22 protein-coding genes are annotated in these 23,616 nt (G+C 62.5%); 12 read left to right on the top strand and 10 right to left on the bottom strand.

Annotation, left to right across the window (positions count from 1 at the left end; genetic code table 11):
- The 6 genes from ACFSM5_RS10720 to ACFSM5_RS10745 all read left to right on the top strand — a co-directional run.
- A partial coding sequence (locus tag ACFSM5_RS10720) for an ABC transporter permease (protein ID WP_379876362.1) occupies window positions 1-821 on the top strand: 821 nt, incomplete at its 5' end.
- Window positions 818-1,696: an ABC transporter permease gene (locus ACFSM5_RS10725; RefSeq protein WP_379876363.1), complete on the top strand. Its 879-nt coding sequence runs from the start codon at window positions 818-820 to the stop codon at window positions 1,694-1,696. The genes ACFSM5_RS10720 and ACFSM5_RS10725, both read left to right, overlap by 4 nt.
- A 10-nt stretch (window positions 1,697-1,706) precedes the next feature.
- Window positions 1,707-2,690, top strand: coding sequence for an ABC transporter ATP-binding protein (locus ACFSM5_RS10730; RefSeq protein ID WP_379876364.1), 984 nt, complete (start codon window positions 1,707-1,709; stop codon window positions 2,688-2,690).
- Window positions 2,687-3,703, top strand: coding sequence for an ABC transporter ATP-binding protein (locus tag ACFSM5_RS10735; protein WP_379876365.1), 1,017 nt, complete (start codon window positions 2,687-2,689; stop codon window positions 3,701-3,703). Before ACFSM5_RS10730 ends, ACFSM5_RS10735 begins: the two co-directional genes overlap by 4 nt.
- A gap of 16 nt (window positions 3,704-3,719) precedes the next feature.
- Complete coding sequence (locus tag ACFSM5_RS10740; protein WP_379876366.1) at window positions 3,720-5,288, top strand: ABC transporter substrate-binding protein; 1,569 nt, start codon at window positions 3,720-3,722, stop codon at window positions 5,286-5,288.
- A gap of 99 nt (window positions 5,289-5,387) precedes the next feature.
- Window positions 5,388-7,289 carry a CocE/NonD family hydrolase gene (locus tag ACFSM5_RS10745; protein WP_379876367.1) on the top strand — a complete coding sequence of 634 codons (1,902 nt, stop codon included), beginning with the start codon at window positions 5,388-5,390 and terminating at the stop codon, window positions 7,287-7,289.
- 119 nt (window positions 7,290-7,408) lie between these two features.
- Here ACFSM5_RS10745 and ACFSM5_RS10750 read toward each other — a convergent pair whose 3' ends face one another.
- The gene (locus tag ACFSM5_RS10750) at window positions 7,409-8,752 is read right to left on the bottom strand and encodes a hypothetical protein (RefSeq protein WP_379876368.1); all 1,344 of its coding nucleotides are present in this window, start codon (window positions 8,750-8,752) and stop codon (window positions 7,409-7,411) included.
- A gap of 126 nt (window positions 8,753-8,878) precedes the next feature.
- Between ACFSM5_RS10750 and ACFSM5_RS10755 the strand changes: the two genes are divergently transcribed.
- Genes ACFSM5_RS10755 through ACFSM5_RS10765 form a run of 3 tightly spaced genes read left to right on the top strand, consistent with a single transcriptional unit; the run spans window position 8,879 to window position 11,729 of the window.
- Window positions 8,879-9,940, top strand: coding sequence for an ABC transporter substrate-binding protein (locus ACFSM5_RS10755; protein WP_379876369.1), 1,062 nt, complete (start codon window positions 8,879-8,881; stop codon window positions 9,938-9,940).
- Window positions 9,941-10,996: a FecCD family ABC transporter permease gene (locus tag ACFSM5_RS10760; RefSeq protein ID WP_379876371.1), complete on the top strand. Its 1,056-nt coding sequence runs from the start codon at window positions 9,941-9,943 to the stop codon at window positions 10,994-10,996.
- Window positions 10,989-11,729, top strand: coding sequence for an ABC transporter ATP-binding protein (locus ACFSM5_RS10765; protein WP_379876372.1), 741 nt, complete (start codon window positions 10,989-10,991; stop codon window positions 11,727-11,729). Before ACFSM5_RS10760 ends, ACFSM5_RS10765 begins: the two co-directional genes overlap by 8 nt.
- Here ACFSM5_RS10765 and ACFSM5_RS10770 read toward each other — a convergent pair.
- Genes ACFSM5_RS10770 through ACFSM5_RS10805 form a run of 8 tightly spaced genes read right to left on the bottom strand, consistent with a single transcriptional unit; the run spans window position 11,726 to window position 20,638 of the window.
- Entirely contained in the window at window positions 11,726-12,670 is a 945-nt protein-coding gene (locus ACFSM5_RS10770; protein WP_379876373.1) for an ABC transporter ATP-binding protein, read from the bottom strand. The genes ACFSM5_RS10765 and ACFSM5_RS10770 overlap by 4 nt on opposite strands.
- Window positions 12,667-13,674, bottom strand: coding sequence for an ABC transporter ATP-binding protein (locus ACFSM5_RS10775; protein WP_379876374.1), 1,008 nt, complete (start codon window positions 13,672-13,674; stop codon window positions 12,667-12,669). Before ACFSM5_RS10775 ends, ACFSM5_RS10770 begins: the two co-directional genes overlap by 4 nt.
- Window positions 13,671-15,143 (bottom strand): amidohydrolase family protein, encoded by a 1,473-nt coding sequence (locus ACFSM5_RS10780; RefSeq protein WP_379876375.1) that lies wholly within the window; start codon window positions 15,141-15,143, stop codon window positions 13,671-13,673. The genes ACFSM5_RS10775 and ACFSM5_RS10780 overlap by 4 nt, the downstream gene beginning before the upstream one ends.
- The gene (locus ACFSM5_RS10785) at window positions 15,143-16,327 is read right to left on the bottom strand and encodes an amidohydrolase family protein (protein ID WP_379876376.1); all 1,185 of its coding nucleotides are present in this window, start codon (window positions 16,325-16,327) and stop codon (window positions 15,143-15,145) included. Before ACFSM5_RS10785 ends, ACFSM5_RS10780 begins: the two co-directional genes overlap by 1 nt.
- Before the next feature lie 8 nt (window positions 16,328-16,335).
- A complete protein-coding gene (locus ACFSM5_RS10790) occupies window positions 16,336-17,250 on the bottom strand; it encodes an ABC transporter permease (protein ID WP_379876377.1) in 915 nt (304 codons plus the stop codon).
- A complete protein-coding gene (locus tag ACFSM5_RS10795) occupies window positions 17,243-18,229 on the bottom strand; it encodes an ABC transporter permease (RefSeq protein ID WP_379876378.1) in 987 nt (328 codons plus the stop codon). Before ACFSM5_RS10795 ends, ACFSM5_RS10790 begins: the two co-directional genes overlap by 8 nt.
- A gap of 55 nt (window positions 18,230-18,284) precedes the next feature.
- The gene (locus ACFSM5_RS10800) at window positions 18,285-19,856 is read right to left on the bottom strand and encodes an ABC transporter substrate-binding protein (RefSeq protein ID WP_379876379.1); all 1,572 of its coding nucleotides are present in this window, start codon (window positions 19,854-19,856) and stop codon (window positions 18,285-18,287) included.
- Window positions 19,857-19,873: 17 nt separating this feature from the next.
- On the bottom strand, window positions 19,874-20,638 hold the full coding sequence (locus ACFSM5_RS10805; protein ID WP_379876380.1) for an aspartate/glutamate racemase family protein: 765 nt from the start codon (window positions 20,636-20,638) through the stop codon (window positions 19,874-19,876).
- Between the two features lie 315 nt (window positions 20,639-20,953).
- Here ACFSM5_RS10805 and ACFSM5_RS10810 point away from each other — a divergent pair, with 315 nt between their 5' ends.
- The 3 genes from ACFSM5_RS10810 to ACFSM5_RS10820 all read left to right on the top strand — a co-directional run bounded on the left by ACFSM5_RS10810 (window position 20,954) and on the right by ACFSM5_RS10820 (window position 22,937).
- Window positions 20,954-21,643, top strand: coding sequence for a GntR family transcriptional regulator (locus tag ACFSM5_RS10810; protein WP_379876381.1), 690 nt, complete (start codon window positions 20,954-20,956; stop codon window positions 21,641-21,643).
- A 51-nt stretch (window positions 21,644-21,694) separates the two neighbouring features.
- The gene (locus ACFSM5_RS10815) at window positions 21,695-22,339 is read left to right on the top strand and encodes a flavin reductase family protein (protein WP_379876382.1); all 645 of its coding nucleotides are present in this window, start codon (window positions 21,695-21,697) and stop codon (window positions 22,337-22,339) included.
- Window positions 22,340-22,412: 73 nt separating this feature from the next.
- The gene (locus ACFSM5_RS10820; protein ID WP_379876383.1) at window positions 22,413-22,937 is read left to right on the top strand and encodes an SRPBCC family protein; all 525 of its coding nucleotides are present in this window, start codon (window positions 22,413-22,415) and stop codon (window positions 22,935-22,937) included.
- Between the two features lie 109 nt (window positions 22,938-23,046).
- Here the strand turns inward: ACFSM5_RS10820 and ACFSM5_RS10825 are convergent, their stop codons facing one another.
- Window positions 23,047-23,565, bottom strand: a complete 519-nt coding sequence (locus ACFSM5_RS10825; RefSeq protein ID WP_465261242.1) for an Lrp/AsnC ligand binding domain-containing protein — start codon at window positions 23,563-23,565, stop codon at window positions 23,047-23,049.
- Window positions 23,566-23,616 lie beyond the last annotated feature (51 nt).

Here is a 23,616-nt window from a genome sequence, read left to right on the forward strand (position 1 = left end):
CGCTGGGGCTCGACAAGCCCTTGCACGAGCAGTTCCTGACGTTCCTTGGCAATGCTGCGCAAGGCGATCTCGGGACGTCCTTCGTGTTCAATCAGCCGTCGATCTCGCTGATCCTCAACCGACTGCCCGCGACGCTGGAACTTGCCATCGTTGCCGTGCTGATGGCGCTGGTGGTCGGCATTCCGCTGGGCATGCTGGCGGGCCTAAAGCCCGGCTCGCTGCTGGACGAAAGCGTCATGACGGGCTCGATCCTCGGCTTCTCGCTGCCGAACTTCTGGCAGGGGATCATGCTGATCATGATCTTCTCGGTCTGGTTGGGCTGGTTGCCTTCGACCGGACGCGGTCAGGTGGGCGAGATCTTCGGGATCCAGACGAGTTTTGCCACCTGGGACGGCATCCGGCATCTGCTGCTGCCCGCCCTTAATCTCTCGCTCTTCAAGCTCGCCCTTGTCATCCGCCTGACGCGAACTGGCGTGCGCGAAACCATGCCGCTGGACTTCGTGAAATTCGCCCGTGCCAAGGGGATATCCGAGCGCCGGATCGTCATGGTGCATGTCTTCAAGAACATCCTGATCCCGCTCGTCACCGTGGTGGGCCTCGAAATCGGCAGCCTCATTGCGTTCGGCGTGGTGACGGAGACGATCTTCGCCTGGCCGGGTATCGGCAAGTTGCTCATCGACTCGATCATGCGCCTCGACCGCCCGGTGGTGGTGGCCTACCTGCTGGTGATCGTCGCCCTGTTCATCTTCATCAATCTGGTGGTCGATATCCTCTATTCGATCCTCGATCCGCGCATTCGCCTGGGCGGAGGCGCACGATGAGCGACTCGATTTTCAAGAAGGCCGCGAGCGGCATTCTGCGCAGCCCCAAGGCCACTATCGGCGCCATCGTCTGCCTCTTCCTGCTGCTGGCGGCTTTGATTGGCCCCTGGCTGGTGCCGCAGGATCCCTATGATCTGGCTGTCCTGGATATCTTCGATGCCAAGATGAAGCCGGGCGAGGAAAGCCAGGCGGGTTTCACCTTCTGGCTGGGCTCCGATACTCAAGGCCGCGACATGCTGTCCGCCATGGTCTATGGGCTGCGGACCAGCCTTGCCGTCGGTGTGCTGGCGGGCCTCTGCGCGCTGCTGGTCGGGACCACGCTGGGGCTGGCAGCCGCCTACTTTGGTGGCCGGGTCGATGCGCTGATCATGCGCGCGGTCGATCTGATGTTGGGCTTCCCCACCATCCTCGTCGCTCTGATGTTGCTGGCGATGCTGGGGCAGGGGGTCTGGAAGGTGATCCTGGCGCTGATCCTGGTTCAATGGGCCATGTTCGCCCGTGCCGTGCGCTCGGCAGCCTTGGTGGAAAAGGGCAAGGATTATATCGAGGCGGCGAACATGTTAGGCCTCTCCAAGCCCCGCATTCTCTTTGGCCATCTGCTGCCCAACTGCCTGTCGCCGCTGATCGTCATAGGGACGTTGCAGGTGGCCAACGCCATCTCCGCCGAGGCGACCCTGTCCTTCCTGGGCATCGGTCTGCCGATCACCCAGCCGTCATTGGGGCTGCTGATCGCCAACGGCTATCAGGTCGTGATGTCGGGTCAGTACTGGATGAGCGTCTATCCCGGCCTGCTGCTGCTGGCGCTCGTCTTCTCCATCAACATCGTCGGCGACCGCCTGCGGGAGGTGTTCAACCCCCGCCTGGGCGAGCGTTAGGAGGCGGGCCATGGCTACGTTAGTCGTCGAAGACCTCCAGACCCACTTCTTCACCAAGAAGGGTGTCGTCAAATCGGTCGATGGTGTCAGCTTCACCGTCGATAAGGGCGAGATCCTGGGGCTTGTCGGGGAATCGGGATCGGGCAAGTCGATCACCGGCTTCTCGATCCTGGGTCTGCTGGATGATCCCGGCCGCGTGGTCGGGGGCAGGATCCTATTCCAGGGGCAGGACCTCGCGAAGCTGCCCGAAAAGGACATGCGGGCCTATCGCGGCAAGCGCATCGCGATGATCTTCCAAGACCCGATGATGACGCTGAACCCGGTGCTCTCCATCGAAACCCAGATGGTGGAGACGCTCCAGGCCCATGAAAACATCAGCCGCAAAGATGCCAAGGCCAGGGCGCGCGATACGCTGGGCATGGTCGGCATTCCGTCCCCCGACGAGCGGCTGGCGTCTTATCCGCACCAGTTCTCCGGCGGGATGCGTCAGCGCGTCGCCATCGCGATTGCCCTGTTGCATCGCCCGGAACTGATCATCGCGGACGAACCGACAACGGCGCTGGACGTCACCATCCAGTCGCAGATCCTTTACGAGATGCAGCGCCTGACCAAGGAATTCGGCATGGCGCTTATCTGGATCAGCCATGATCTGGGTGTCGTCGCGGGGCTCGCCGACAAGGTCGCGGTCATGTACGCAGGCTCTATCGTCGAAAGCGGCACGGTGGATGAGGTGCTGGACCGCCCGGTCCATCCCTATACCATCGGCCTGATGGGGGCGATCCCGGCCAATCTGCCCCGTGGTTCCCTGCTGCGGCCGATCCCCGGCATGGCGCCGCCGCCGCTGATGCGCCCGTCCGGTTGTTCTTTCCGCGAACGCTGCCCGGCGGCGACCGAGGTCTGCGCTTCTCCGCTGACGACGGATGCCCTCGGGACGCACACCTGGCGTTGCTTCCATCCGCAAAATGCCCATCCGGATAATGGGAGGGCAGCATGAGCGCCGTTCCGCTGATCGCGGCCAAGGGTCTGTCCCGCCGCTTCACCAAACATCTCGACTACGCGGAAAAGCTGGCGAACCTCGTCGGCGCGAAGATCCAGGAAGAAACGGTTCACGCCGTCACCGACGTGGATATCGAAGTCCATCAGGGCGAAGTCGTCGGCCTAGTGGGCGAATCGGGCTGCGGCAAGTCCACGCTGGGCCGCCTGCTGACCGGCATCCTGGCGCCTAGCGACGGCGATATCTTCTGGAAAGGCCGCTCGGTCCATAGCCTCTCGAAGGCCGAGAAGACCGATATGCGCCTTGCGGTGCAGATGATCTTCCAGGACCCGATGTCGTCGCTCAATCCCCGCAAGAAGGTCATCGACCTGATCGGGGAGGCGCCGCTGGTCCATGGGCTCACCACCCGCGCGGGCCTTGAGGATTATGTGGTGGAGATCATGGCCAAGGTCGGCCTCGATCCCTCCTACCGCGACCGCTATCCGCATCAATTCTCGGGCGGGCAGCGTCAACGTATCGGCATTGCCCGCGCGCTGGCGGTGAAGCCGCAGCTGATTGTATGCGACGAATCCGTCGCGGCCCTCGATGTTTCGATCCAGGCGCAGATCCTCAATCTGTTCATGGAGCTGAAGCAGGACTTCGGCCTGACGTACCTCTTTGTCAGCCATGACTTGGGCGTCGTGCAGCATATCTCGGACCGGGTGGTGATCATGTACCTGGGCCGGGTCATGGAAAGCGCGCCTGCGGGCGAATTCATGGAGCAGCCGAACCATCCCTATACCCAGGCGCTCTTAAGGGAACTGCCGAGTGTCACCCAGCGCCGCCGGGCCTTTACGCCGATCAAGGGCGAGATTCCCTCGCCGCTGCATCCCCCTTCGGGCTGCCTGTTCCATCCGCGCTGCCCATCTGCCTTTGAGCGCTGCGGGGCCGAGGTTCCGGCCCTCCGCGCCATCCACACCAGTCACGCAAGTGCCTGCCATCTCAATGATATTCCGGCAAAAGCCGCGAGCTAACCCAGGGGAACTCACGATGAAAACGATGACCTACGCCCTCGCACTTTCCGTCAGCTTGCTCGCCCTTGGCGCGAATGCCGCCGATCTGGTGATCGGTTCTTCGACCGAACCCTCGGCAATCGATCCGCAGTTCTCGCGTACCGGCAACAACCAGAATATCGCGATGCAGATCTTCGACCGTCTGGTGCAGCCGGACGCCAAGCTGGGCATCAGCCCCAGCCTTGCCGAAAGCTACAAGAATATCGACCCGACCACCTGGGTCGTGAAGCTGCGCGACGGCGTGAAGTTCCACGATGGCAAGCCCGTCACCTCCGAAGACGTCATCTATTCGATGACCCGCGCCAAGGATGTGCCGAACAGCCCGGCGCCCTTCTCCGGCAACGTCTCGGCTATTGCTTCGATGAAGGCCATCGACAGCCTGACCGTCGAATTCAAGACCAAGGCCCCGTCGCCCGATTTCATGGATCAGGTCGGCTTCGTCTACATCATGCAGAAGGCGATTTCCGACGGGAAGCCGATCACCGAATTCAACAATGGCAATGCCGCCATCGGCTCCGGCCCCTATAAGTTCAAGGAATGGGTCCCGGGCGGTCAGGTCGTGCTGGAAAAGAACGCGGCCTACTGGGGCAAGAAGCCTGAATTCGACAAGGTCACCATTAAGTTCATCTCCAACACGGCTGCCCGTGTCGCGGCCCTGCGCTCGGGCGCTGTCGACATCATCGACGCGGTGACCCCGGAAGATGCGGCGACTCTGTCTGCGGCTGGCGGGATCAAGCTGCATTCGATCCCCTCCGCCCGCCTGATCTATCTGGCGCTCGATATGGTGCGGGACGAAACCCCGTTCGTCACTGACGCAGCGGGCAAGCCGCTGACCCCGAACCCGCTGAAGAAGCTGGAAGTTCGTCAGGCGCTGGCCAAGATGGTCAATGCCCAGCTGATCGTCGACCGGATCGTCGGCGGCGCGGGGCAGGTGGCAGCTCAGTTGGCGCCGGTTGGTGTGGCCGGGTCCGATCCGACCCTGAAGCAGCTGCCCTATAACCTGAACGAAGCCAAGAAGATGCTGGCCGATGCCGGTTATCCGAACGGCTTCGGCATCACCATCCATTCGTCGAACGACCGCTTCCCCGGCGATGGCGATGTGGCGCAGGCCCTGGGTCAGATGTTTGCCCGCGGCGGCCTGAAGGTGAACGGCGTCGTCACCCAGCCCTATAACGTCTATGCGGGCAATGCCTCGAAACAGAGCTTCTCGGCCTTCGTCTTCTCCATCGGCACCACGACCCCGACCACCGGCAACAATCTGCGCAACGTCTTCATGACGGCAGACAAGGACGCCGGTACGGGTTCTTTCAACCGCATCAAATATTCGAACCCCGCCTATGATGCGAAGGTGAAGGAAGCCCTGTCGGAATTCGATACCGCCAAGCGCGATGCCCTGTTGCGCGAAGCCACCAAGATGGTCTTCAGCGACCTGCCGGTGATCCCGCTCTATTGGCCGACCGCCGTCTGGGCGTCGAAGGACACTATCGAGTATGAGGCGAACATGTCCGAAGACACCTCGGCGGCCCTTGCCTCGCTGAAGAAATAACGAGACCCCGGAGGAGCCCCGATCTCCCTCGAAAAAGGTGCTCCAGCACGGCTGGGCGGGCCGCTCCCTCGGCCCGCCCGCAACCAAAGGCTACCCATGATGAGCGAACCCTCTCTGCTGCCCGCAGGAGAGCAGATCTCCCCTGACGTCTATGTCTATAGCGATGTGATGGTCGTGATGCGCGACGGCGTGCGTCTGGCGACCGATATCTACTGGCCCGCCCAGGACGGCAAGCCGCTGCCGGGGCCTTTCCCGGTGGTGATGGAACGCACCCCCTACGGCAAGACCGAGAAGTCGCGCTCGGAAGTGGATGCCGGGATGACCACCCCGCGCGCCCGGGCCGAGCTTGGCAGCTATTTCGCCAGGGCGGGCTATATTGCGGTCTATCAGGACTGCCGGGGCCGCTATAAATCCGAAGGGGAGTTCGTCAAATATCTCTCCGATGGCGCGGACGGTTATGACACCTGCGCCTGGATCACGGCCCAGCCCTGGTGCAACGGCAAGATCGGCACCATGGGCCTGTCCTATGCCGCCCACACCCAGGCGGCGCTGGCGACCCTCAATGCGCCGGGCCTGACCTGCATGATCCTGGATAGCGGTGGCTTCTCCAACGCTTTCACCTGCGGCATCCGGCAGGGCGGGGCGTTCGAGCTGAAGCAGGCTACCTGGGCCTATAATCAGTCGCAGGAAGTCCAGAGCGATCCGCTGGTGATCGGCGCGCTGGAAGCCGAGGACATCAAGGCCTGGTTCCAGGTCATGCCCTGGTCGGAAGGCCGCTCGCCGGTGCGCTGGGTCCCGGAATATGAAGCCTATCTGCTGGATCAGTGGCGGGCGGGGACGTTCGACGAGCGCTGGAAACAGCCGGGCATCTATCTGGCGGGCGCCTATGACACCTTGCCGGATCATCTGGCGGTGACCGTGATGTCCTCCTGGTACGATGTCTATGTGCCGACGACCATGGAGAATTTCGCGGGCATCGGCCAGAACGGCCGCCGCCCGGTGAAACTGATCATGGGCGCTGCCCTGCATGGCAACCGCAATCACACCTATGCCGGTGACGTCTCCTTTGGCGATGAGGCGACGCTCGACGGTCATATCGCGGAAAACTGGCTGGCTTATCGCCGACGCTGGTTCGACCGCTGGCTGAAGGGCATCGATAATGGTGTCGATAGCGACGCGACGGCGCGCTTGTTCCTGATGGGCGGCGGGTCGGGGGGCAAGAACAAGGACGGACGTCTCGATCACGGTGGCCGCTGGATCCAGGGCACCGACTGGCCGCTGCCCGAAGCCGATCCGATGGTGCTGCACCTACATGCCGACGGACAGCTGTCGTCGGAGAAGCAGGCGCGTGGTGCTGCTCAGATCACCTATGACTTCGATCCTAACAATCCCGTTCCGACTATCGGCGGTTCGCTGACCTCGGGCCAGCCGGTATTCGAGGGTGGTGGTTTCGATCAGCGCGAGGCCGAGCAATTCTACGGCTGCAAGACGCCGGGCCTTCCGCTGTCGGCGCGTCCGGACGTACTGTCCTTCGAAAGCGCGCCCCTCGACGAAGACATGGCGGTGGTCGGGCCGGTGGAGGTCGATCTCTGGGTGTCGTCAGACATGCCGGATACCGACTTCACCATCAAGCTGGTCGATGTCTATCCGCCCTCCAAGGATTATCCAACGGGCTATAGCCTGATCATCAGCGACGGCATCTTCCGCTGCCGCTATCGCAAGTCGTTCGAAAAGCCCGAACTGCTGACACCGGGTGAGGTGTTCAAGATCACGGTGAAAGGCTTTGCCACGGCGAACCTCTTTGCCAAGGGTCACCGTATCCGCCTGGATGTGTCGTCGAGCAACTTCCCGAAGTTCGACGTCAATCCCAATACCGGCGCGCCGGAAGGCACGGGGCGGACGAAGAATGTCGCCCGCAACAGCGTCTATCTGAACGCGGACCAACCCTCGCACCTGCGGCTGTCGGTCGTTCCGAACGGCAAGCTGAAGTATCTGGATTAATCGGAGACCTCGTCATCCCGGACTTGATCCGGGATCTCCTGTGGCAGCACGCCCCCGCCCGTCCACACGAGACCCCGGGTCAAGCCCGGGGTGACGAGTTTTTTGGGAATTACAGGATTCTAGAAAGACGCCTGACGCTCCGGTTCCACCGTCAGCTTCGAGGGCAGGGCGCCGGCGCGCTTGGGTCCGCTGTCGCGGCCTAATTTCATCAGGCCCAGGCAGATATCCCGCACCAGACCCTGCTGATGGGGGCCATGGTCGGGATAGCGCACGAGATTGTCGCCCGCGTGCATGAAGACATAGCCGCCCATGCCGCTGGATGTGGGATATTGCCACAGCCAATCGGCGGGTTTCGGGTCTTCGGCCGATCCCACATCGGTCAGCCAGATCGCGCCGTCGGGCATTTCGGTCCAGCCACGGGCATATTGGCCGAAGATGCCCTGCCAGCCGTCGAAGTCCCGGTCCATGTTGGAGAAGAAACCGAAGCGGTCGTCCCGCACCCGGACTTTGATATTGGAAAAGGGGCGTGGCGGCACAGCCTGGAAGGGCGAGAGGAAGGGGAGCCAGCAGACGGCTGGCTGGCTGCAAAGAATGAGATGCCCGCCGCGCTCTAGGAAGCTCAGGAACTTCTTCTGCTGGGTTTCCAGGAAAATCTCGTCGGTATTCTGCGGCAGATAGATGATGTCGCTGGTGGCAAAGACCGCGTCGTTCAGTTCGTAGAGCGGATGGAAATTCACGCGTCCGCCGGTCCCTTCGAAGCTTTCCGCCAGCCCGTCCGGTTGCCATTCCTGCGGGCTGTCCATCGACTGCAGATAGGTCATGGTGAAATCGCTGCTATCCCGCTCAATCACCAGTTCCCGGTTCAGCCAAGGGTAAAACGCCTCCAGGAAGCGGGTGGTGGCAGGCATGAAGCGTTCGCCGTTATGGCAATGGGGATCGAGGGTCGTGACCAGGATCCGCCCACCGTTCGGCAGCTTGTCGAAATCCAGGAACAGGCTGTGGCTGTCGTCATCGAGATTAAGGATGGAGCGGGCGTTCGCACGATGCTCGTAGACGCCTTTCCAATGCCAACTCATGTCGGTCAGAGAGATGTTCTCGCACATCGGGTGCTTCGGTTCGGGCTGATGGATTTCCAGGTAAGGCCTGGGCTTGGTCCACCAGAGCCAATCCTTGGTATTGATCGGCTGCCATTTGAGATCGATGCCCTCGATCCAGTCGTCGATGCCCTGGGCGCAGAAGGCGATCAGGAAACCGCCCTGGGCCACATAGGCATTCAACTGGTCCGCGATCCGGCGCAGCGATGCCCCGTCGGAGGAATCCGGCAGCACGACAGCATCGTACTGCGAGAGATCGTAGGACTCGATTTCCCGCAGATAGATCATCTGGTCGAGATAGCGTGAAAAGTCGCGATAGCTGCGGATCTGCGATGAATTTCCCCAAGTGATATAGGCAATTTTCTTCATGGGGAACCTGTCCGGCAATTTTGTGGGTTTTGCATGCTTGAGCGAAGCTAAATGCCATTGACTTTGATAGTCAATCTCATTTGATATCTCGCCATTCTCAACTTAACGACAGAACTGGGGCTACTCATGAAACGCTTCCTTCACGCGGGGATCAGCGCGGTTGCGCTGCTGGCTGCTGCAAGCGGTGCCGGGGCGCATGAATTCAAAGATCAGGCCGGCAAGCTGATCCAGCTTGAAAAGCCGCCCCAGCGTCTGGTGACCATCGTGCGCGCCGCGCCCACCGTCTATTACGCAGCCGACCGCACCACCGATCATTTCGCAGCCGTGAACAACGACTCGATCAAGCAGATCGCGACCGGCATCCAGGGTGACCTGATCCCCGAACTGCTGAAGCTGAATGGTTCTGCTGCCCAGGATGGTTTTGCCCCGAATGTCGAGGCGATCCTGGCGGCAAAGCCCGATCTGGTGATCCAGGCGGGACATAACCCGAAGTTCATCGAGCCGCTGGAGCGCGTCGGCCTCAAGGTCGCGATCTGGGCCTGCTGCACCGAAGAGCAGCGCCGCGACTATATCACCCTGACCGGCGCCATCTCCGGCAATCCCGAACGCGCTGCGACCATCCGGGCGCTCGAAGATGCGTCCAACGCCAAGATGCAGAAGGCCTTTACGGGTCTGGCCGAGGGCAAATTCACCCGCATGATCGAAGTCGACCAGTTGGGCGATCAGATCCGGGTCGTCGCCAACAGCTCGCGCACCTATGCGCTCTCGGGTGCCAAGAACCTCGCGGCCGACACCAGCGGCGAGTGGTGGCGTACGGTCGACGCCGAACAGATCCTGGTCTGGAACCCGGAAGTCATCATCATTCCGGCCTCGGCCCTCGATCTCGATCCGTCGGCCTTCTATCGCCATCCGCTGCTGGCGGGTGTCGATGCGGTGAAGAACAAGCGGATCTACAAGATCCCGAAATTCAACCGCTCGCCGGATCTGCCGGAGGTGTATCTGACCGCCGTCTGGCTGGGCATGCTGGCCCATCCGGAAAGCGAGACCGCCAAGACCGCCTTCCGCGATCAGGTGCGCGACGCCTATGACACCATCTATGGCCGCAAGCCGACGCCGGACCAGATCAATAAGATCCTGGAAGTCGATCAGAACCAGGCCTCCAAGGCCTATGCTAAGCTGTTCCTCTAAATGACGGCTGCTGTCTCAGACGGGGCCGTGCGCCGCCGCAAAGGCGGACTGGCGATCTTGATCCTGCTGGCACTGCTGGTGGCGGGGGCGCTTGCCTCCGTCACCGTCGGCCGGTATGAGCTGACGATCCTCCAGGTCGCGCGGATCCTCTGGGACAATCTTGTGCCGGTGGCCAATCCCGATTGGACGGCGGCAGAGGAAAGCGTCGTCGAACTGATCCGGCTGCCACGCATCCTCGCCGCCATGATGGTCGGCGGCGGGTTGGCGGTGGCCGGGGCAGCCTTGCAGGGGCTATTCCGCAATCCGCTGGTCGATCCCAATATCATCGGGGTCACCACCGGCGCGGGCTTTGGCGGCACACTGGCCATCCTGGCGGGCTTGAGCGGTTATTGGCTGCTGGTGATGGCCTTTGCCTTTGGGCTGGGCAGCGTGGTGATCGTGAAGTGGCTGGCGAGCACCAAGGGCCGGACATCGATCCTGGCGCTGGTGCTGGCGGGTGTTATCGTCTCGGCCTTTTTTGCCGCCGCCATCTCCATCGCCAAGCTGCTGGCCGATCCGTTCCAGAAACTGCCCGCCATCACCTATTGGCTGATGGGCAGCCTTGCCTCCACCAGCTTTGCCGATGTCGCGCTGATGGCGGTTGCCATCGTTCCGGCCACGGCGGTGGTCTATGGGCTGCGGCACCAGATCAATGTCCTGTCGCTGGGCGAGGAGAAGGCCCGCGCGCTGGGCGTGCCTGTCGCGCTGCTGCAATGGACGATCCTGGGCGCAACCGCTGTCATCTCTGCTGGTGTGGTTGCCAATTGCGGCGTCATCGGTTGGGTCGGGCTGGTGATCCCCCATATCGCCCGCGCCATCTCCGGTCCCGATCACGGGCGCCTGCTGCCGGTCGCGATCATCCTGGGTGCGATCTATATGCTGCTGGTCGACACGCTGGCCCGCACCCTGACGACGGCGGAGATACCGGTGGGCATCATCACCTCGCTGATCGGGGTGCCGGTCTTTGCGATCCTGATGCGGCGCCTGCAGGCCAAGGGGGGCTGGCGGAATGATTGAGGTCAAACGGCTCTCGCTCGCCCTCTCGGGTAACCCCATTCTGGATGGCTATGATTTCACCCTGCCCAAGGGCGCGGTGCTGGCGATCCTTGGGGCCAACGGGATCGGCAAGACCAGCCTGATCAGCTGCATTGCGGGCTTGAAACGTCCCGATGCCGGTAGTGCCAAATGCGGCGGGCAGATCGGCTTTGTGCCGCAGCTGGTGGATGTCGCCTTCGATTATTCCGTGATCGACATGGTGCTGATGGGCCGCGCGCGGCACATGGGGCTGTTCGGATCGCCCAAGGCCGCCGATTTCCGCATCGCGCACGAAATGATGGAGCTTTTGTCCATCAGGCATCTGGCAGAGCGGTCGTTCAATGCCTTGAGCGGTGGGCAGCGGCAGTTGGCGACCATCGCCCAGGCGCTGGCCTCGGAATGCGAGGTGCTAATCCTGGACGAACCCTGTTCGGCCCTCGACTATCGCAATCAGGCCATCGTGATCGAGACGCTGGCCCGCCTGCGCCGTGACCACGGCATGACCATCGTCTTCACCAGCCATACGCCGCAGCATGCGCTGGAGATTGCGACGCACGTCCTGCTGATGCATAGCGGCACCAGCTTCGACTTCGGCCCCATGGCTGATGTCCTGACCGAGGATAACCTCTCGCGCCTCTATGGCGTGCCGGTCCGGCAGGCGCACTTCGAAGGAAGCGGCGCCTATACTTTCGCGCCGCTCCTGACCTCGCTTTAAGCCGCCGCCCGGTGGCAGGCCACCATGGCATTGTCCACCAGACGGGGCAGCGGAGTTGTGGCCTTGCAGCGTTCATCTGCCATCGGGCAGCGCGGATGGAAGGTGCAGCCCGGCGGCGGGTCGATGGGGTTCGGCACCTCGCCCGACATCGGCTGGCGGTCGCGGTTGGGGTTTTCCAGATCCGGGATCGTGTCCAGCAGCAGCTTGGTATAGGGGTGCTTGGGGTTGGCGTAGAGCTCGTCCGCCGGGGCCATCTCGACGATCCGGCCCAGATACATCACCGCCACGCTGTCCGACATATGCCGCACGACCGACAGATTGTGGCTGATGAAGACATAGGTCAGCCCCAGGTCACGTTGGAGATCGCGCATCAGATTGAGGATCTGCGCCTGGACCGAGACATCCAGCGCGCTGGTGGGCTCGTCACAGACCAGGAACTCTGCTTCGGTTGCGAGGGCGCGGGCAATGGAGATGCGCTGGCGCTGGCCGCCTGAAAACTCGTGGGGGTATTTTTCGCCATCGGCAGGGGCGAGACCAACGAGTGTCAGTAGTTCGCCCACCCGGTCGAGGGTCGGCTTGCCCTTTTCCCGTAGCTTCAGCGTGCGGATCGGCTCTGCCACGATATCGCGCACCCGCCAGCGCGGGTTCAGGCTGGAATAAGGGTCCTGGAAGATCATCTGGACGCGCACGCTCTTATCCAGCGTTACGGTCCCGCCGGACGGCGGCATCAGTCCCACGAGCAGACGGGCGACGGTTGACTTGCCGCAGCCGCTTTCCCCCACCAGCGAGACGGTCTTGCCCTTCGGGACCTGGAAGCTGACGCCATCGACAGCCTTCACCACCTTCTGATCGCCGCCATCGAGCAGGCGGGTCAGCAGGGGCGGGGTGAGGTCGAACCAGCGGGTGAGGTCTTTGACCTCCAGCATCATCTCGGCACTCATGCGCCGGTTCCTCCCTGGTGAAGCCAGCAGGCCGCTGATCCTTGGGTGCCTGCGACGGGCATGGGATCAGGACGCTCGGTCTTGCAACGTGGCCCGCTTGACGGGCAGCGTGGATGATAGGCGCAGCCATCGGGCATGCTGGCAAGGCGCGGCATGGCGCCGTCGATCTGGCTCAGGCGGTCCACCCGATGCTGAAGGGCGGGGATTGAGGCCATCAGGCCAGCCGTGTAAGGGTGGCTGGGGCGGCGGATGACATCCATCACCGGCCCGATTTCCACAAGGCGGCCTGCATACATGACGGCGACCCGGTCGGCGGTTTCCGCGATCACCCCCATATCGTGGGTGACCAGCATGACCGCCGTGCCTTTTTCCCGGCAGAGGCGTTTCAGCAGCGCCGTGATCTGCGCCTGGATCGACACGTCGAGAGCGGTGGTCGGCTCGTCCGCGATGATCAAGGTCGGATTGGCGGCGAGCGCCAGGGAGATGACGACGCGCTGACGCATGCCGCCGGAAAACTCGTGCGGGAACTGGTCGACGCGATGCTCAGGCGCTGGAATGCCGACCTGACGCAGCAGATCGATGGCGCGGGTGCGTGCGACCTGGGCCGAGCAGCCGTCGTGATAGCGGATCGTCTCAATCAGCTGCTGGCCGACGGTGAAGAGCGGATGCAGGCTGGTCAGTGGATCCTGGAAGATCGCGCCGATTTTGCGACCGCGCAGCTTGCCACGCTCCTTGGCAGGTAGATTGTCGATCCGGCGGCCTTCCAGATGGATCTCGCCCCCCGCCACCCGGCCCGGCGGCTCCAGCAGGCCGATGACGGCCATGCCGGTCAGGCTTTTACCAGCGCCGCTTTCGCCCACCACGCCCAGGATCTCGCCTGGCTGGATGTCGAAACTGACGCCGTCGATGGCTTTCAGCACCTTGTCACGGGTCGGAAACTCGATTTTCAGGTCGCGCACCGACAGGACGGGCGGGGCGTTCACTGGTTTCAGGGCGACGCTCATGCAGGCCTCCGTTCAACCGGATAGGCTGTGGAGAAAATCTCGGACACCGGGGGATGACCGAGGGTGCGTTCGGGATATTTTGCGATGAGGCGGTCGAACTGTTCCTGGGCGCGCATCTGCATGGCGAGGTGATCGACACCGGGCAGCACGCCGTCCCACATCACCATCCGGCCATTGATGATCACATGGCGGGCATCGCGACCGCTGGCATTCAGCATCAGGGTCTGGATCGGGTCGATGACCTGGCCGATGCGATCATGGGCAAGATCCCAGACCACGATATCGGCCTTGGCGCCGGGGGAAAGGCGTCCTAGGTCGGGGCGGCGCAGGGCTTCGGCCCCGCCCAGGGTGGCGGCATCAAAATAATCTTCGGATCGCACAACCCCGGTCGAGCGCTCGATCACCCGATTGAACATCATGCCGACCTGACAGTTCAGCAGCATATCCGCCGGCCAGGTATCGGTGCCGAGGCCGATCTTGAGGCCCATGGCCTTATAGCGGGAAAAGCTCTCGATGCTCGATCCGTGACGGGCAGAAACCAGCGGGCAATGGACGATGCTGGCGCCGTTATCCCGCATGATCTCCAGATCCCGGCCCGGCCGGTCGATGCGGCTCGACCCAGAGACATAAGTCGCATGGGGCAGCAGGGCGCGGTCGGACAGGAAGCCGAGGCTTTCCAGCCATTCCGCCGGGCTTTTGCCGTGCAGGGCGAGGACCGTGTCATATTCGATCTTCGACTGATGGCAATGCAGGCGCACCGGGATATCGAGATCTTTGGCAGCGGCAGCCGAGCGTTTCAGCAGTTCCGGCGTGCAGGTCTCCACCCGGTCCGGCGCCAGCATCGCTTTGATGAGGCCTCCCGCGCGACCTTCCTGGGTTTTGGCAAAAGCGATAGCGGCGTTCAGTTCAGCCAACCCGCGCGGCTCGTCGAACATCGTGCCGACGGTCCCGTCTTCCTCGACCACGAAGTTGCCGGTGCGGTAGGCGGGGCCGAGGTAGACGCGCAGGCCCAGATCGATGGCCGCATCGGCGGCGGCCTCGAACTCACCCACCGTCTCGCCCCAGGCGCGATAGAAGAGCGAGGCGATGGGGAGGGCGGTAGTGATGCCGTTGCGGATCAGTTGGGTGAAGGCATAACGCTTCTGGAAGGCCAGCTCGTCCGGCGAATACATCTCGTAAGGCCCGCGCTCGATATAGGAGCGCGGCCAGATACGGCCTTTCTTGGCGGGGGGCTGATTGTCATACCCGAGGACGGTGGTATCGAGGTCCGAGAGCGCGTCGAGGTCGATGAACCCCGGCGCGATCAGGCTCATGCCGCAGTCGATGCGGCGCGCGACCTCACCCGGATAGCCATGGCCAACAAAGAGGATGCTGTCGCCGTCATAGACCACTTCCCCCTGCTCATAGAGCCGGTGGCGGCCATCGACATTGCCCAGCACCCAGCGGGCCGTGAGAAGCGTCGCCGTCATCAGGGCGCAGCTTTCAGACAGGCACCGTCGCGGGCAACCACTTTGCCGTGCTTGAAGACCAGCGCGCGGGGCGCCCGATTGACGATGGCCTCGGCAATCGTCTCACCTGCCACGACAACCAGATCGGCCTTGTCGCCGACTTTGAGGCCATAGCCGTCGAGCATCATCAGTTTGGCGCCGCCGTAGGTGACGACTTCCATGGCGATATCCAACTCGTCATCGCGGCGGAAATTGTTGCGCAGGCCGACCAGCATCGCGCGTTCCAGCATGTCGGCATTGCCATAGGGGCCCCAGGTGTCGCGCATGCCGTCGGTGCCAGCGGCGACGGTGACACCGGCATCGCGTAGGCGCTTGACCGGCGGGCAGGGGCGACCGGCGGGGCCGGTGGTCACGATGGCGATGTCATTCTCCGCCAGTCCTTCGATCATGCGGCCGACATAGGCGTCGTCCGAGAGGCCCAGGCAGAAGGCGTGGCTGACCGTGACCTTGCCCTTCATGCCCAGCGCCGCCGTGCGCTCGATGATCAGCTCCATCGAGAAGGCGCCAAGCTCGGCCGGTTCATGCAGATGGATATCCACCATCTTGCCGTACCTGTCGGCCAGGGCGAAGACGGTGTCGATATGCAGGCGCGGGTCACGCTCGATGCTGGAGGGATCGATGCCGCCGACGCATTCGACGCCCATCTTAAGGGCTTCTTCCATCAGCTCGACCGTGCCGGGGCGACCTAGCATGCCACTTTGCGGGAAGGCGACAAAATCCATGGTGACGATGTCGGCATACTCGTCCCGGCTGGCCAGCACCCCTTCAACGCCTTTCAGGCCATGGACGGTGTCGACATCCACATGGCTGCGGATATGGGTCGAGCCTTTGGAGACCGACTGCACGATCTGGCGTGCCGACTGGCGGCGGCTGTCGATGCCCAGCACCGACTTCATCTCGCGCTCGTTATCGATCTTGTCGATCAGGCGCGGGCCGACCTCGTTCTTGTACCAGGGCATGCCCAGCAGGGTCTTATCCAGGTGGGTATGGGCTTCGACCAGGCCGGGCAGGAGGATCGCGCCTTTGCCATCTTCTGTGGTGTCCCCGGTCAGATTCTGGCCGAAGCCAGCGATCTTGCCGTTTTCGATCTTCACGTCTGTCGCGGCGCCTGCCATGGGACGCACATTCTTCAGAATAAGAGACATCGAAACCTCTAACGCAGCTTGGGATTAAGGGCATCGCGCAGCCAGTCACCGACCAAATTGACGGCCAGGACCAGCAGACACAGGTAAGCGGCTGGGAAGATCACCACCCACCATTGCCCGGAGAAAAGATATTGATTGCCGATCCGGATCAGCGTGCCGAGCGATGGTTCCGTCGGCGGCATGCCGATACCCAGGAAGCTCAAGGTAGCCTCCACCAGGATCGCGAGGCCGATATTGAGCGTCGCGGTCACTAGAACCGGGGTCATGGTGTTGGGCAGGATATGGCCCAGCATGATGCGCCAGGGCTTGACGCCGATCAGCTTTGCCGCCTGGACATATTCCTTGCGCCGCTCGACCAGCGTCTGGGCGCGCACGGTGCGGGCATATTGCACCCAGTTGGTCAGCGAAATCGCTAGCACCACAATGATGGAGGTCGCAGCCTCCCGAATGCCCGGCGGCAGTACCTGACGGAAGACGGCGGTGACCAGGATCGCGACCAGGATGGTGGGGATCGAGAGCAGCGTATCGCCAACCCGCATCAGCAGACTGTCGATCCAGCCGCCGAGATACCCTGCGGCAAGACCGAAACTCACCCCGACCACCAGCGACACGACGACAGTTGCCAGCCCGATCATCAGCGAGATGCGGCTGCCATAAAGGATCGCCGACAGGATATCGCGGCCCTGATTGTCGGTACCCAGCAGATAGCCCGGCTCGCCTTCCCCGGTCCAGACCGGTGGCAGTTCCGCATTCATCAGATCGAGCTGAGCCAGATCGAAGGGGTTCTGCGGGCTTAAGATCGGGGCGAACAGGGCGGCTGCGAAGATGATCAGCAGAATGATCGCCGAGACCAGCGCCTGGGGATGCCGCTTCAGGCTCCACCAGAGATCGCCGCCGAAGAAAGCGCGGATCGCCTCAGCCATGACCGCCTCCTGCCGCTGCGCCCCGCAGCCTGGGATCGACGACGCCATAGAGCAGGTCGACGATGGTGTTGAGGGAGACGAAGATGAAGGAGACCAGCACCAGATAGGCCGCCATCACCGGGATATCGACGAAGGTCACGGCCTGGATGAACAGCAGCCCCATTCCCGGCCACTGGAACACCGTCTCGGTGATCAGGGCGAAGGCGATCAGATTGCCGATCTGCATGCCGGTGACGGTGACGACCGGCATCAGGCAGTTCCGCAGGGCATGGCGAAAATGGACGATCCGGTTCGGCAGGCCGCGCGCCTTGGCGAATTTGATGAAGTCCGTGCGCAGGGTTTCCAGCATCTCCGCCCGCACCAGCCTCATGACCAGGGTGATCTGGAACATCGCGAGGGTAAAGGCAGGCAGGATTAGGGCGCGCTGGCCCGACGTCGTCAGGAACCCGGTCGACCAGAAGCCGAGATCCACCACCGTTCCTCGCCCGAACGACGGCAGCAGCTTAAGGCCGACCGAGAAGATGAGGATCAGAAAGATCCCAACAGCAAAACTGGGGAGCGACACCCCGACGATGGACAGGAACTGTAGAGACTGGGCATAGAATTTCTGTCGATGGATGGCCGTCAGTACGCCAAGCGGCAAGCCGATCACCAGGGACAGAACCGTTGCCACCAGCACCAGTTCCAGGGTCGCCGGGAAACGCTCCATGATCAGCGGAAACACATCCTGCTGATTACGATAGGAGATGCCGAAATCGCCGGTCGCGGCGTTGGTCACGAACTTGGCGAACTGCACCCCGACGGAGGCATTGAGGCCAAGACGTTCGCGCAAGGCGTCGCGCTGGGCCTGGGTCGCCTGTTCGTTCAGCATCATGTCGACGGGATCGCCGACGAAACGAAAGATCAGGAAGGCAAGCCCCGCCACGGCCAGCATGACGAAAAGGGCATTGCCGAGGCGCCGGATCAGGAAGGACAGCATCGGGAAACTCCTGGGCAAAGGATGGGAGCGGCGCAGCCGCCCCCATCATCCGCGATTACTTCATCCGGGTCAGCCAGAGACGCGGCTTGTTATCCGAAAGCTGCACGATGTCCGTCACATCCTTGGAGGCAGCCCAGGCCATCGGCTGCTGATGCAGCGGCAGGAACATGTGCTGGTCCTTGGCGATCTGCAGGGCCTTCTGCATCATCGGGATGCGCTTGGCCTGATCGAGTTCCTGGGCCGAATCGTCGGTCAGCTTGTCGATTTCGGCATTGCCCCAGCCACCCCAGTTGAAGACGCCGCCAGCGCCCGACTTGGTATGAACGACCTGGATCAGGATCGAATAGGCATCGATCATTGGCTCGTTCGCCCAGCCCAGCGTCGTGATGTCGAATTCACCCTTCACGCGCTTGGGGTTCATCAGGCTGCGCGGACCGGACGTGATCTGCGGCTTCAGGCCCACGCGCGTCCACATGGCGGCGGCGGCCTGACAGAGTTCTTCCTCGTTCACGTAACTATCGGTCGAGCAGAGGAAAGAGAAGCTGAAGCCGTTGGGATAGCCGGCTTCCGCCAGCAGTTTCTTGGCGGCATCCGGGTCGAAGGGCAGGCGCGGCTCATGTTCGGGCGCGTAGCCGGGGATGGCTGCGGCGACCAGGGCGCCGGTATTGCGCGACAGGCCGCGCATCGCTCGCTTCTGCATCGCGTTCATGTCGAGCGCTTGATAGAGCGCCTGCCGGACCTTAATGTCTTTCAGCGGGTTCTTGTCCTTGACGTCGCTGTCGACCAGCTTGTCGCCGAAGTTCATGGCGAAGAAGACGGTCCGCAGTTCGTTCGCCAGCAGAACCTTCAGGTTCTCAGCACTCTCCAGACGGCCGATATCCTGCAGCGGGGCCATGTTGGTGAAGTTGATTTCGCCCGACAGCAGGGCTGCCACGCGGGTCGGGGCCGAGGAGATCGGAATGAACTCGATCCGGTCCATGTTATGCTTGGGCTTGTCCCACCAGGTCGGGTTGACGGACATCACGGTCATGGCGTCCGGGCGGCGGCTTTCCACCTTGAAGGGGCCGGTGCCGTTGGCATTGTGGGTCGCATAGCCTTCAACGCCCTTACCGGCATCTGTCGGCAGTTCGCTGTTGTTGGCCTTCAGCCATTCGGCGTCGAAGATATAGATGTTGGTCAGATCGTTCAGCAGCAGCGGATAGGCGCCGTTGACCTCGATCTCCACCGTCAGATCGTCGACCTTCCGCACATCCTTATAGGCGGGCAGATTGCCCTTGAGCGGCGAGGTGTCATGGGTCGCGCGCTTGATCGAAGCGACGACGTCATCGGCAGTGAAGGGATTGCCGTTATGGAACTTCACGCCGGGCCGCAGGGTGAAGCGCCAGACATTGCCCTTCACTTCCCAGGAGGTCGCGAGGGCCGATTCGATCTTGAGGTTGGCGTCATACCGCACCAGCCCCTCATAGACGTGGTTGAGGAAGGCCAGGGTCGTGGTTTCGCCAAAGGAATAGGGATCGAGCGACGCGATATCGCGATGCCCACCCCATTTGATCGTCTTGGCGGGAGCGGTGGTGGCAATGCCGAAGGCGGCAACGCCAGCCAGAAGGAACGCTGTCACTCTGTTCATCGAACCGGTCTCCTCGTTTAAGCGCGTGTGTGGGACAAGAGGCTGGCCAGGGCGGGGCTGAGCCCCTGACTGGCAAGCGGGGGGACGGGGGCATAGCTGCCGCGCCGTGCCTTGCGGGGGGCGAGTTGCGCCAGGGCAGTGGCTTGGGCGAGGGCCGCCTCAAGACTGTCGACCAGCGGTACTTCGACCGAATCCTGAAGTTGAGCGGCCAGCCCCGAGAGGGCGGCGCCGCCGATGATCACCACTTCCGCGCCATGGCGGTCGATGGCGGTATCGATGGCCGAGCGCACGGCGGCGCGGGCTTCGTCGGGCCTGTCGGCAAGATCCAGTGCGCGGCCAGGCACTTTGACGATCCCGGCAAGCCGTTCATCAAGGCCGATGCCGCGCAGATAGTCTTCCAGCATCGCAGGCCAACGCTCACCAACCGTCACGATGCCATAGCGGCTGCCCAACTGAAGGGCGGATAGGACAGAGGCTTCGGCCATGCCGACAACCGGGCAGGGCATCAGTTCGCGGGCGGCGGCAATGCCGGGTTCGCCGAAGCAGGCGATGATCGCGACCGAAGGCTCGGTTCCTTCCGCCAGCGAGCTAGCCAAAGCCTCTAGGACTGCATGGCCCGCGACGGCGCAGGCGCTGCGGCTGGCAATATAGTCGGAGCCGAACCCGGCGGTGATCCCTCGCACCTTACTTCCGGCAGGCAGCCGTGCCTGTGCCAGAGCCGTCAGGCGTCCGGTCAAGGCATCGGTCGTATTGCCGTTAACAAGCAGGAAATGCGAAGGCATCGTCGGTCCTTGTCATAAATCGTATACGATAAGAGCATACAAAAATCCGTTCAGCAAGGGGCGTGCCAAACGAAAACCCGACGATGTTGATGGAAAATTTCCCCATTATGGTGCCGATAGGCTGAAAATTGTCCGTGTGGTCAAGATTTCACGGAGCTTGCTGCTCAATTGGCGGGCATCATGTGCCTAATCTGCTTCCATATTGTATACGATTCTAAGATGTGCTCTGCTGGAGAAAGCGGTGGACGTGCTGAACCGTTTGGATACAACGATGGATACCCACAGGCATGACTGCGATTGAACCGAGGGCCGTAGATGAGCGAAGAGCAGAACAGCACCAGTTCGCGCGGCGACCGGGTTTATCGTGCCTTGCGGCAGGCGATCATCGAACAGGCGCTGTTGCCGGGCGACAAACTGCCGGAGGATGTGATCGGCGAGCGCTTCGGGGTCAGCCGGACCATCGTGCGCTCTGCCTTCGCGCGGCTCTCGGCGGAGGGGCTGATCGATCTGGTGCCCAATCGCGGGGCGGCCGTCTCGCGTCCCAGTCTGGACGAGGCCTACGACATCTTCTCCGTGCGCCGGGCGCTGGAGCGCGAAGTGGCGCAGCGGCTGGCCGAGCGGATCTCTCCAGAGGACCTCGCCACCCTCAAGAACCATGTGATGCGCGAACAGGCAGCCGAAAGCCCGCCCGAAGCCATTCGTCTGGCGGGCGAGTTCCACACCATGCTGGCCGAAATCTCCGGCAGCGCGGTGCTGGCGCGTTACGTGAACGAGCTGGTGTCGCGTTGTTCGCTGATCCTCGCGCTCTATGGCCGCCCGCATTCCAGCGACTGCGCGATCAACGAGCATCTGGAGATCTGCACGGCGCTGGCCAATCACGATGCCACGACCGCCATCCGCCTGATGGACGAGCATCTGACCGCCGTGACCGACCGCGCCCTGCTGCCCGATGCCAAGGGGCGCCAGCGCGATCTGCGCACCATCCTCGGCCGCTATACCGCCTGACCCCAGCTGGATGCTGGCGGGGAGGGCTTCCTCTCACCCCGGTGTCCCGCCATGACTGAGCGTACTTCTTTTGATTTCGAGGCCTTGACGGGTCGCGAGCGCTATAAGCTTCTCATCGGTACCGTGGTGCCGCGCCCCATCGCCTGGATCACCACCCGCAGTCCCGAAGGCCGGGTGAATGCCGCGCCCTACAGCTTCTTCGGCGTGCTGTCGGCCGATCCGGCCATCGTTGCGGTGGGGATCGAGAATAGGGCCGATATGTCTTTCAAGGACACCGCGCTTAATATCCGCCTGACCGAGGAATTCACGGTGAATATCGCCAGTGCCGATCTGGTCGATGCGATGAATGTGACAGCGGTGGCTTTTCCACCGGGAACGGACGAATTGGTCAAAGCCGGGCTGACCGCTATGCCCGGCCATAAGGTCGGTTGCCCCTATATCAAGGAAGCTCCTGCCGCCCTGGAATGCCGTCGCTTCATGACGGTAGCGGTCAGCAAATCGCGGGAGATCGTTCTCGGCACCGTGGTGGCCGCCCACTACAAGAGCGAGATCGTGGATGCCGAGCGGCTCTATGTCGATCAGATGGGCATCGACGCGCTGGGGCGGATGGGCGGGCACGGCTATGCCGGGACCCGCCAGCAGTTCGATCTGCCGACACCCTCGCTGACCGATTGGATGGCCCAGGCCGGGGAATAAAAAACTTCTGCCCGCTGTCGGTTCGGCGGAAATCCGTTCGTCCTTGGGAAAACCGCTTCCAAGGAGACGCCCCATGTTGACGACTATCTTGATCATCGCCGCTGCCGTGGCGGGTTTTCTGGCTTTCATCGCCACCCGCCCGAACCAGTTTCGGCTGGAGCGGCGGACGACCATCCATGCCCCCGCCGATAAGATCTATGAGCTGATCGCGGATTTCCGCCGCTGGCAGTCCTGGTCGCCTTACGAGACCAAGGATCCGGACATGGTCCGCAGCTTTGACGGCGCTGCCCAGGGCTTAGGCGCTGTCTATAGCTGGCAGGGGGACAAGAATGTCGGCGAAGGACGCATGGAGATATTGGAGGCTGCCCCCGCCCGGCGCCTGCTGCTCAGCCTCGATTTCTTCAAGCCCTTCAAGGCCAGCAACCACGCCGAATTCACCCTAACCGACATCGGCGATGGCGTAACGGTCACCTGGGCCATGTTCGGCCCGGTGCCCTTCTTCTTCCGCATCTTCCACCTCGTCTGCAGCATGGACGGCATGGTCGGCAAAGACTTCGAGGCCGGGCTGGCGAAGATCAAGGCGACGGCCGAGGGGTAAACGTTTCAAAAAGAGGCTCGTCACCCCGCACTTGATGCGGGGTCTATCCGAGGCGGTCCGGCTTGAGAGGGATCCCGCATCAAGTGCGGGATGACGAGCATAATTTGGCTCACAAACTCAACGGCCCGTTGTTTTTGACCTCTTCCATCACCGCGTAGGTGCGGGTTTCTTTTACGCCCGGCAGCGACAGCAGGATCGAGCCCAGAAACCGGCGGTAGGTGGTCATGTCGGGCAGGCGGGTTTTGATGAGATAATCAAAGCCGCCCGCCACCATGTGGCATTCCAGAACCTCCGGCGCGCGGCGGACGGCCTGGGCGAATTTGTCGAAGACGTCGGGGGTGGTCTTGTCCAGCAGCACCTCGACAAACACCAGCAGGCCGTAGCCCAGCTTCTCGGGAACCAGCCGCGCGCCAAAACCTTCGATATAGCCGTCCTTCATCAGCCGCTTCAGGCGCTCGCCCGCCGCTGTCGCCGATAAACCGATGCGCTCGGCCAGTTCGATGTTGGCAATCCGCCCCTCTGTCTGGAGAATATTCAGGATTCGCCGGTCAATTTTGTCGAGTTCGCTCATAATTCTCTGTCTCAAGCCAATTTGACGAAGCTTTATCCGGCAGATCGGCAAAATCAACCGTCGATATCCGCCTGTACCTCGCCTAGCCTTCGGAAAACCCTTCGCCAG

Origin of the sequence: Lacibacterium aquatile, from assembly GCF_042683105.1 — a bacterium.
Classification (GTDB): Bacteria; Pseudomonadota; Alphaproteobacteria; order Elsterales; family Elsteraceae; genus Lacibacterium; species Lacibacterium aquatile.

Bases quoted from the DNA above. Each gene is read 5' to 3' on its own strand.
- ACFSM5_RS10725 (WP_379876363.1), top strand. From the start codon at position 818: ATGAGCGACTCGATTTTCAAGAAGGCCGCGAGCGGCATTCTGCGCAGC.
- ACFSM5_RS10730 (WP_379876364.1), top strand. From the start codon at position 1,707: ATGGCTACGTTAGTCGTCGAAGACCTCCAGACCCACTTCTTCACCAAG.
- ACFSM5_RS10735 (WP_379876365.1), top strand. From the start codon at position 2,687: ATGAGCGCCGTTCCGCTGATCGCGGCCAAGGGTCTGTCCCGCCGCTTC.
- ACFSM5_RS10740 (WP_379876366.1), top strand. From the start codon at position 3,720: ATGAAAACGATGACCTACGCCCTCGCACTTTCCGTCAGCTTGCTCGCC.
- ACFSM5_RS10745 (WP_379876367.1), top strand. From the start codon at position 5,388: ATGAGCGAACCCTCTCTGCTGCCCGCAGGAGAGCAGATCTCCCCTGAC.
- ACFSM5_RS10750 (WP_379876368.1), bottom strand. From the start codon at position 8,752: ATGAAGAAAATTGCCTATATCACTTGGGGAAATTCATCGCAGATCCGC.
- ACFSM5_RS10755 (WP_379876369.1), top strand. From the start codon at position 8,879: ATGAAACGCTTCCTTCACGCGGGGATCAGCGCGGTTGCGCTGCTGGCT.
- ACFSM5_RS10760 (WP_379876371.1), top strand. From the start codon at position 9,941: ATGACGGCTGCTGTCTCAGACGGGGCCGTGCGCCGCCGCAAAGGCGGA.
- ACFSM5_RS10765 (WP_379876372.1), top strand. From the start codon at position 10,989: ATGATTGAGGTCAAACGGCTCTCGCTCGCCCTCTCGGGTAACCCCATT.
- ACFSM5_RS10770 (WP_379876373.1), bottom strand. From the start codon at position 12,670: ATGAGTGCCGAGATGATGCTGGAGGTCAAAGACCTCACCCGCTGGTTC.
- ACFSM5_RS10775 (WP_379876374.1), bottom strand. From the start codon at position 13,674: ATGAGCGTCGCCCTGAAACCAGTGAACGCCCCGCCCGTCCTGTCGGTG.
- ACFSM5_RS10780 (WP_379876375.1), bottom strand. From the start codon at position 15,143: ATGACGGCGACGCTTCTCACGGCCCGCTGGGTGCTGGGCAATGTCGAT.
- ACFSM5_RS10785 (WP_379876376.1), bottom strand. From the start codon at position 16,327: ATGTCTCTTATTCTGAAGAATGTGCGTCCCATGGCAGGCGCCGCGACA.
- ACFSM5_RS10790 (WP_379876377.1), bottom strand. From the start codon at position 17,250: ATGGCTGAGGCGATCCGCGCTTTCTTCGGCGGCGATCTCTGGTGGAGC.
- ACFSM5_RS10795 (WP_379876378.1), bottom strand. From the start codon at position 18,229: ATGCTGTCCTTCCTGATCCGGCGCCTCGGCAATGCCCTTTTCGTCATG.
- ACFSM5_RS10800 (WP_379876379.1), bottom strand. From the start codon at position 19,856: ATGAACAGAGTGACAGCGTTCCTTCTGGCTGGCGTTGCCGCCTTCGGC.
- ACFSM5_RS10805 (WP_379876380.1), bottom strand. From the start codon at position 20,638: ATGCCTTCGCATTTCCTGCTTGTTAACGGCAATACGACCGATGCCTTG.
- ACFSM5_RS10810 (WP_379876381.1), top strand. From the start codon at position 20,954: ATGAGCGAAGAGCAGAACAGCACCAGTTCGCGCGGCGACCGGGTTTAT.
- ACFSM5_RS10815 (WP_379876382.1), top strand. From the start codon at position 21,695: ATGACTGAGCGTACTTCTTTTGATTTCGAGGCCTTGACGGGTCGCGAG.
- ACFSM5_RS10820 (WP_379876383.1), top strand. From the start codon at position 22,413: ATGTTGACGACTATCTTGATCATCGCCGCTGCCGTGGCGGGTTTTCTG.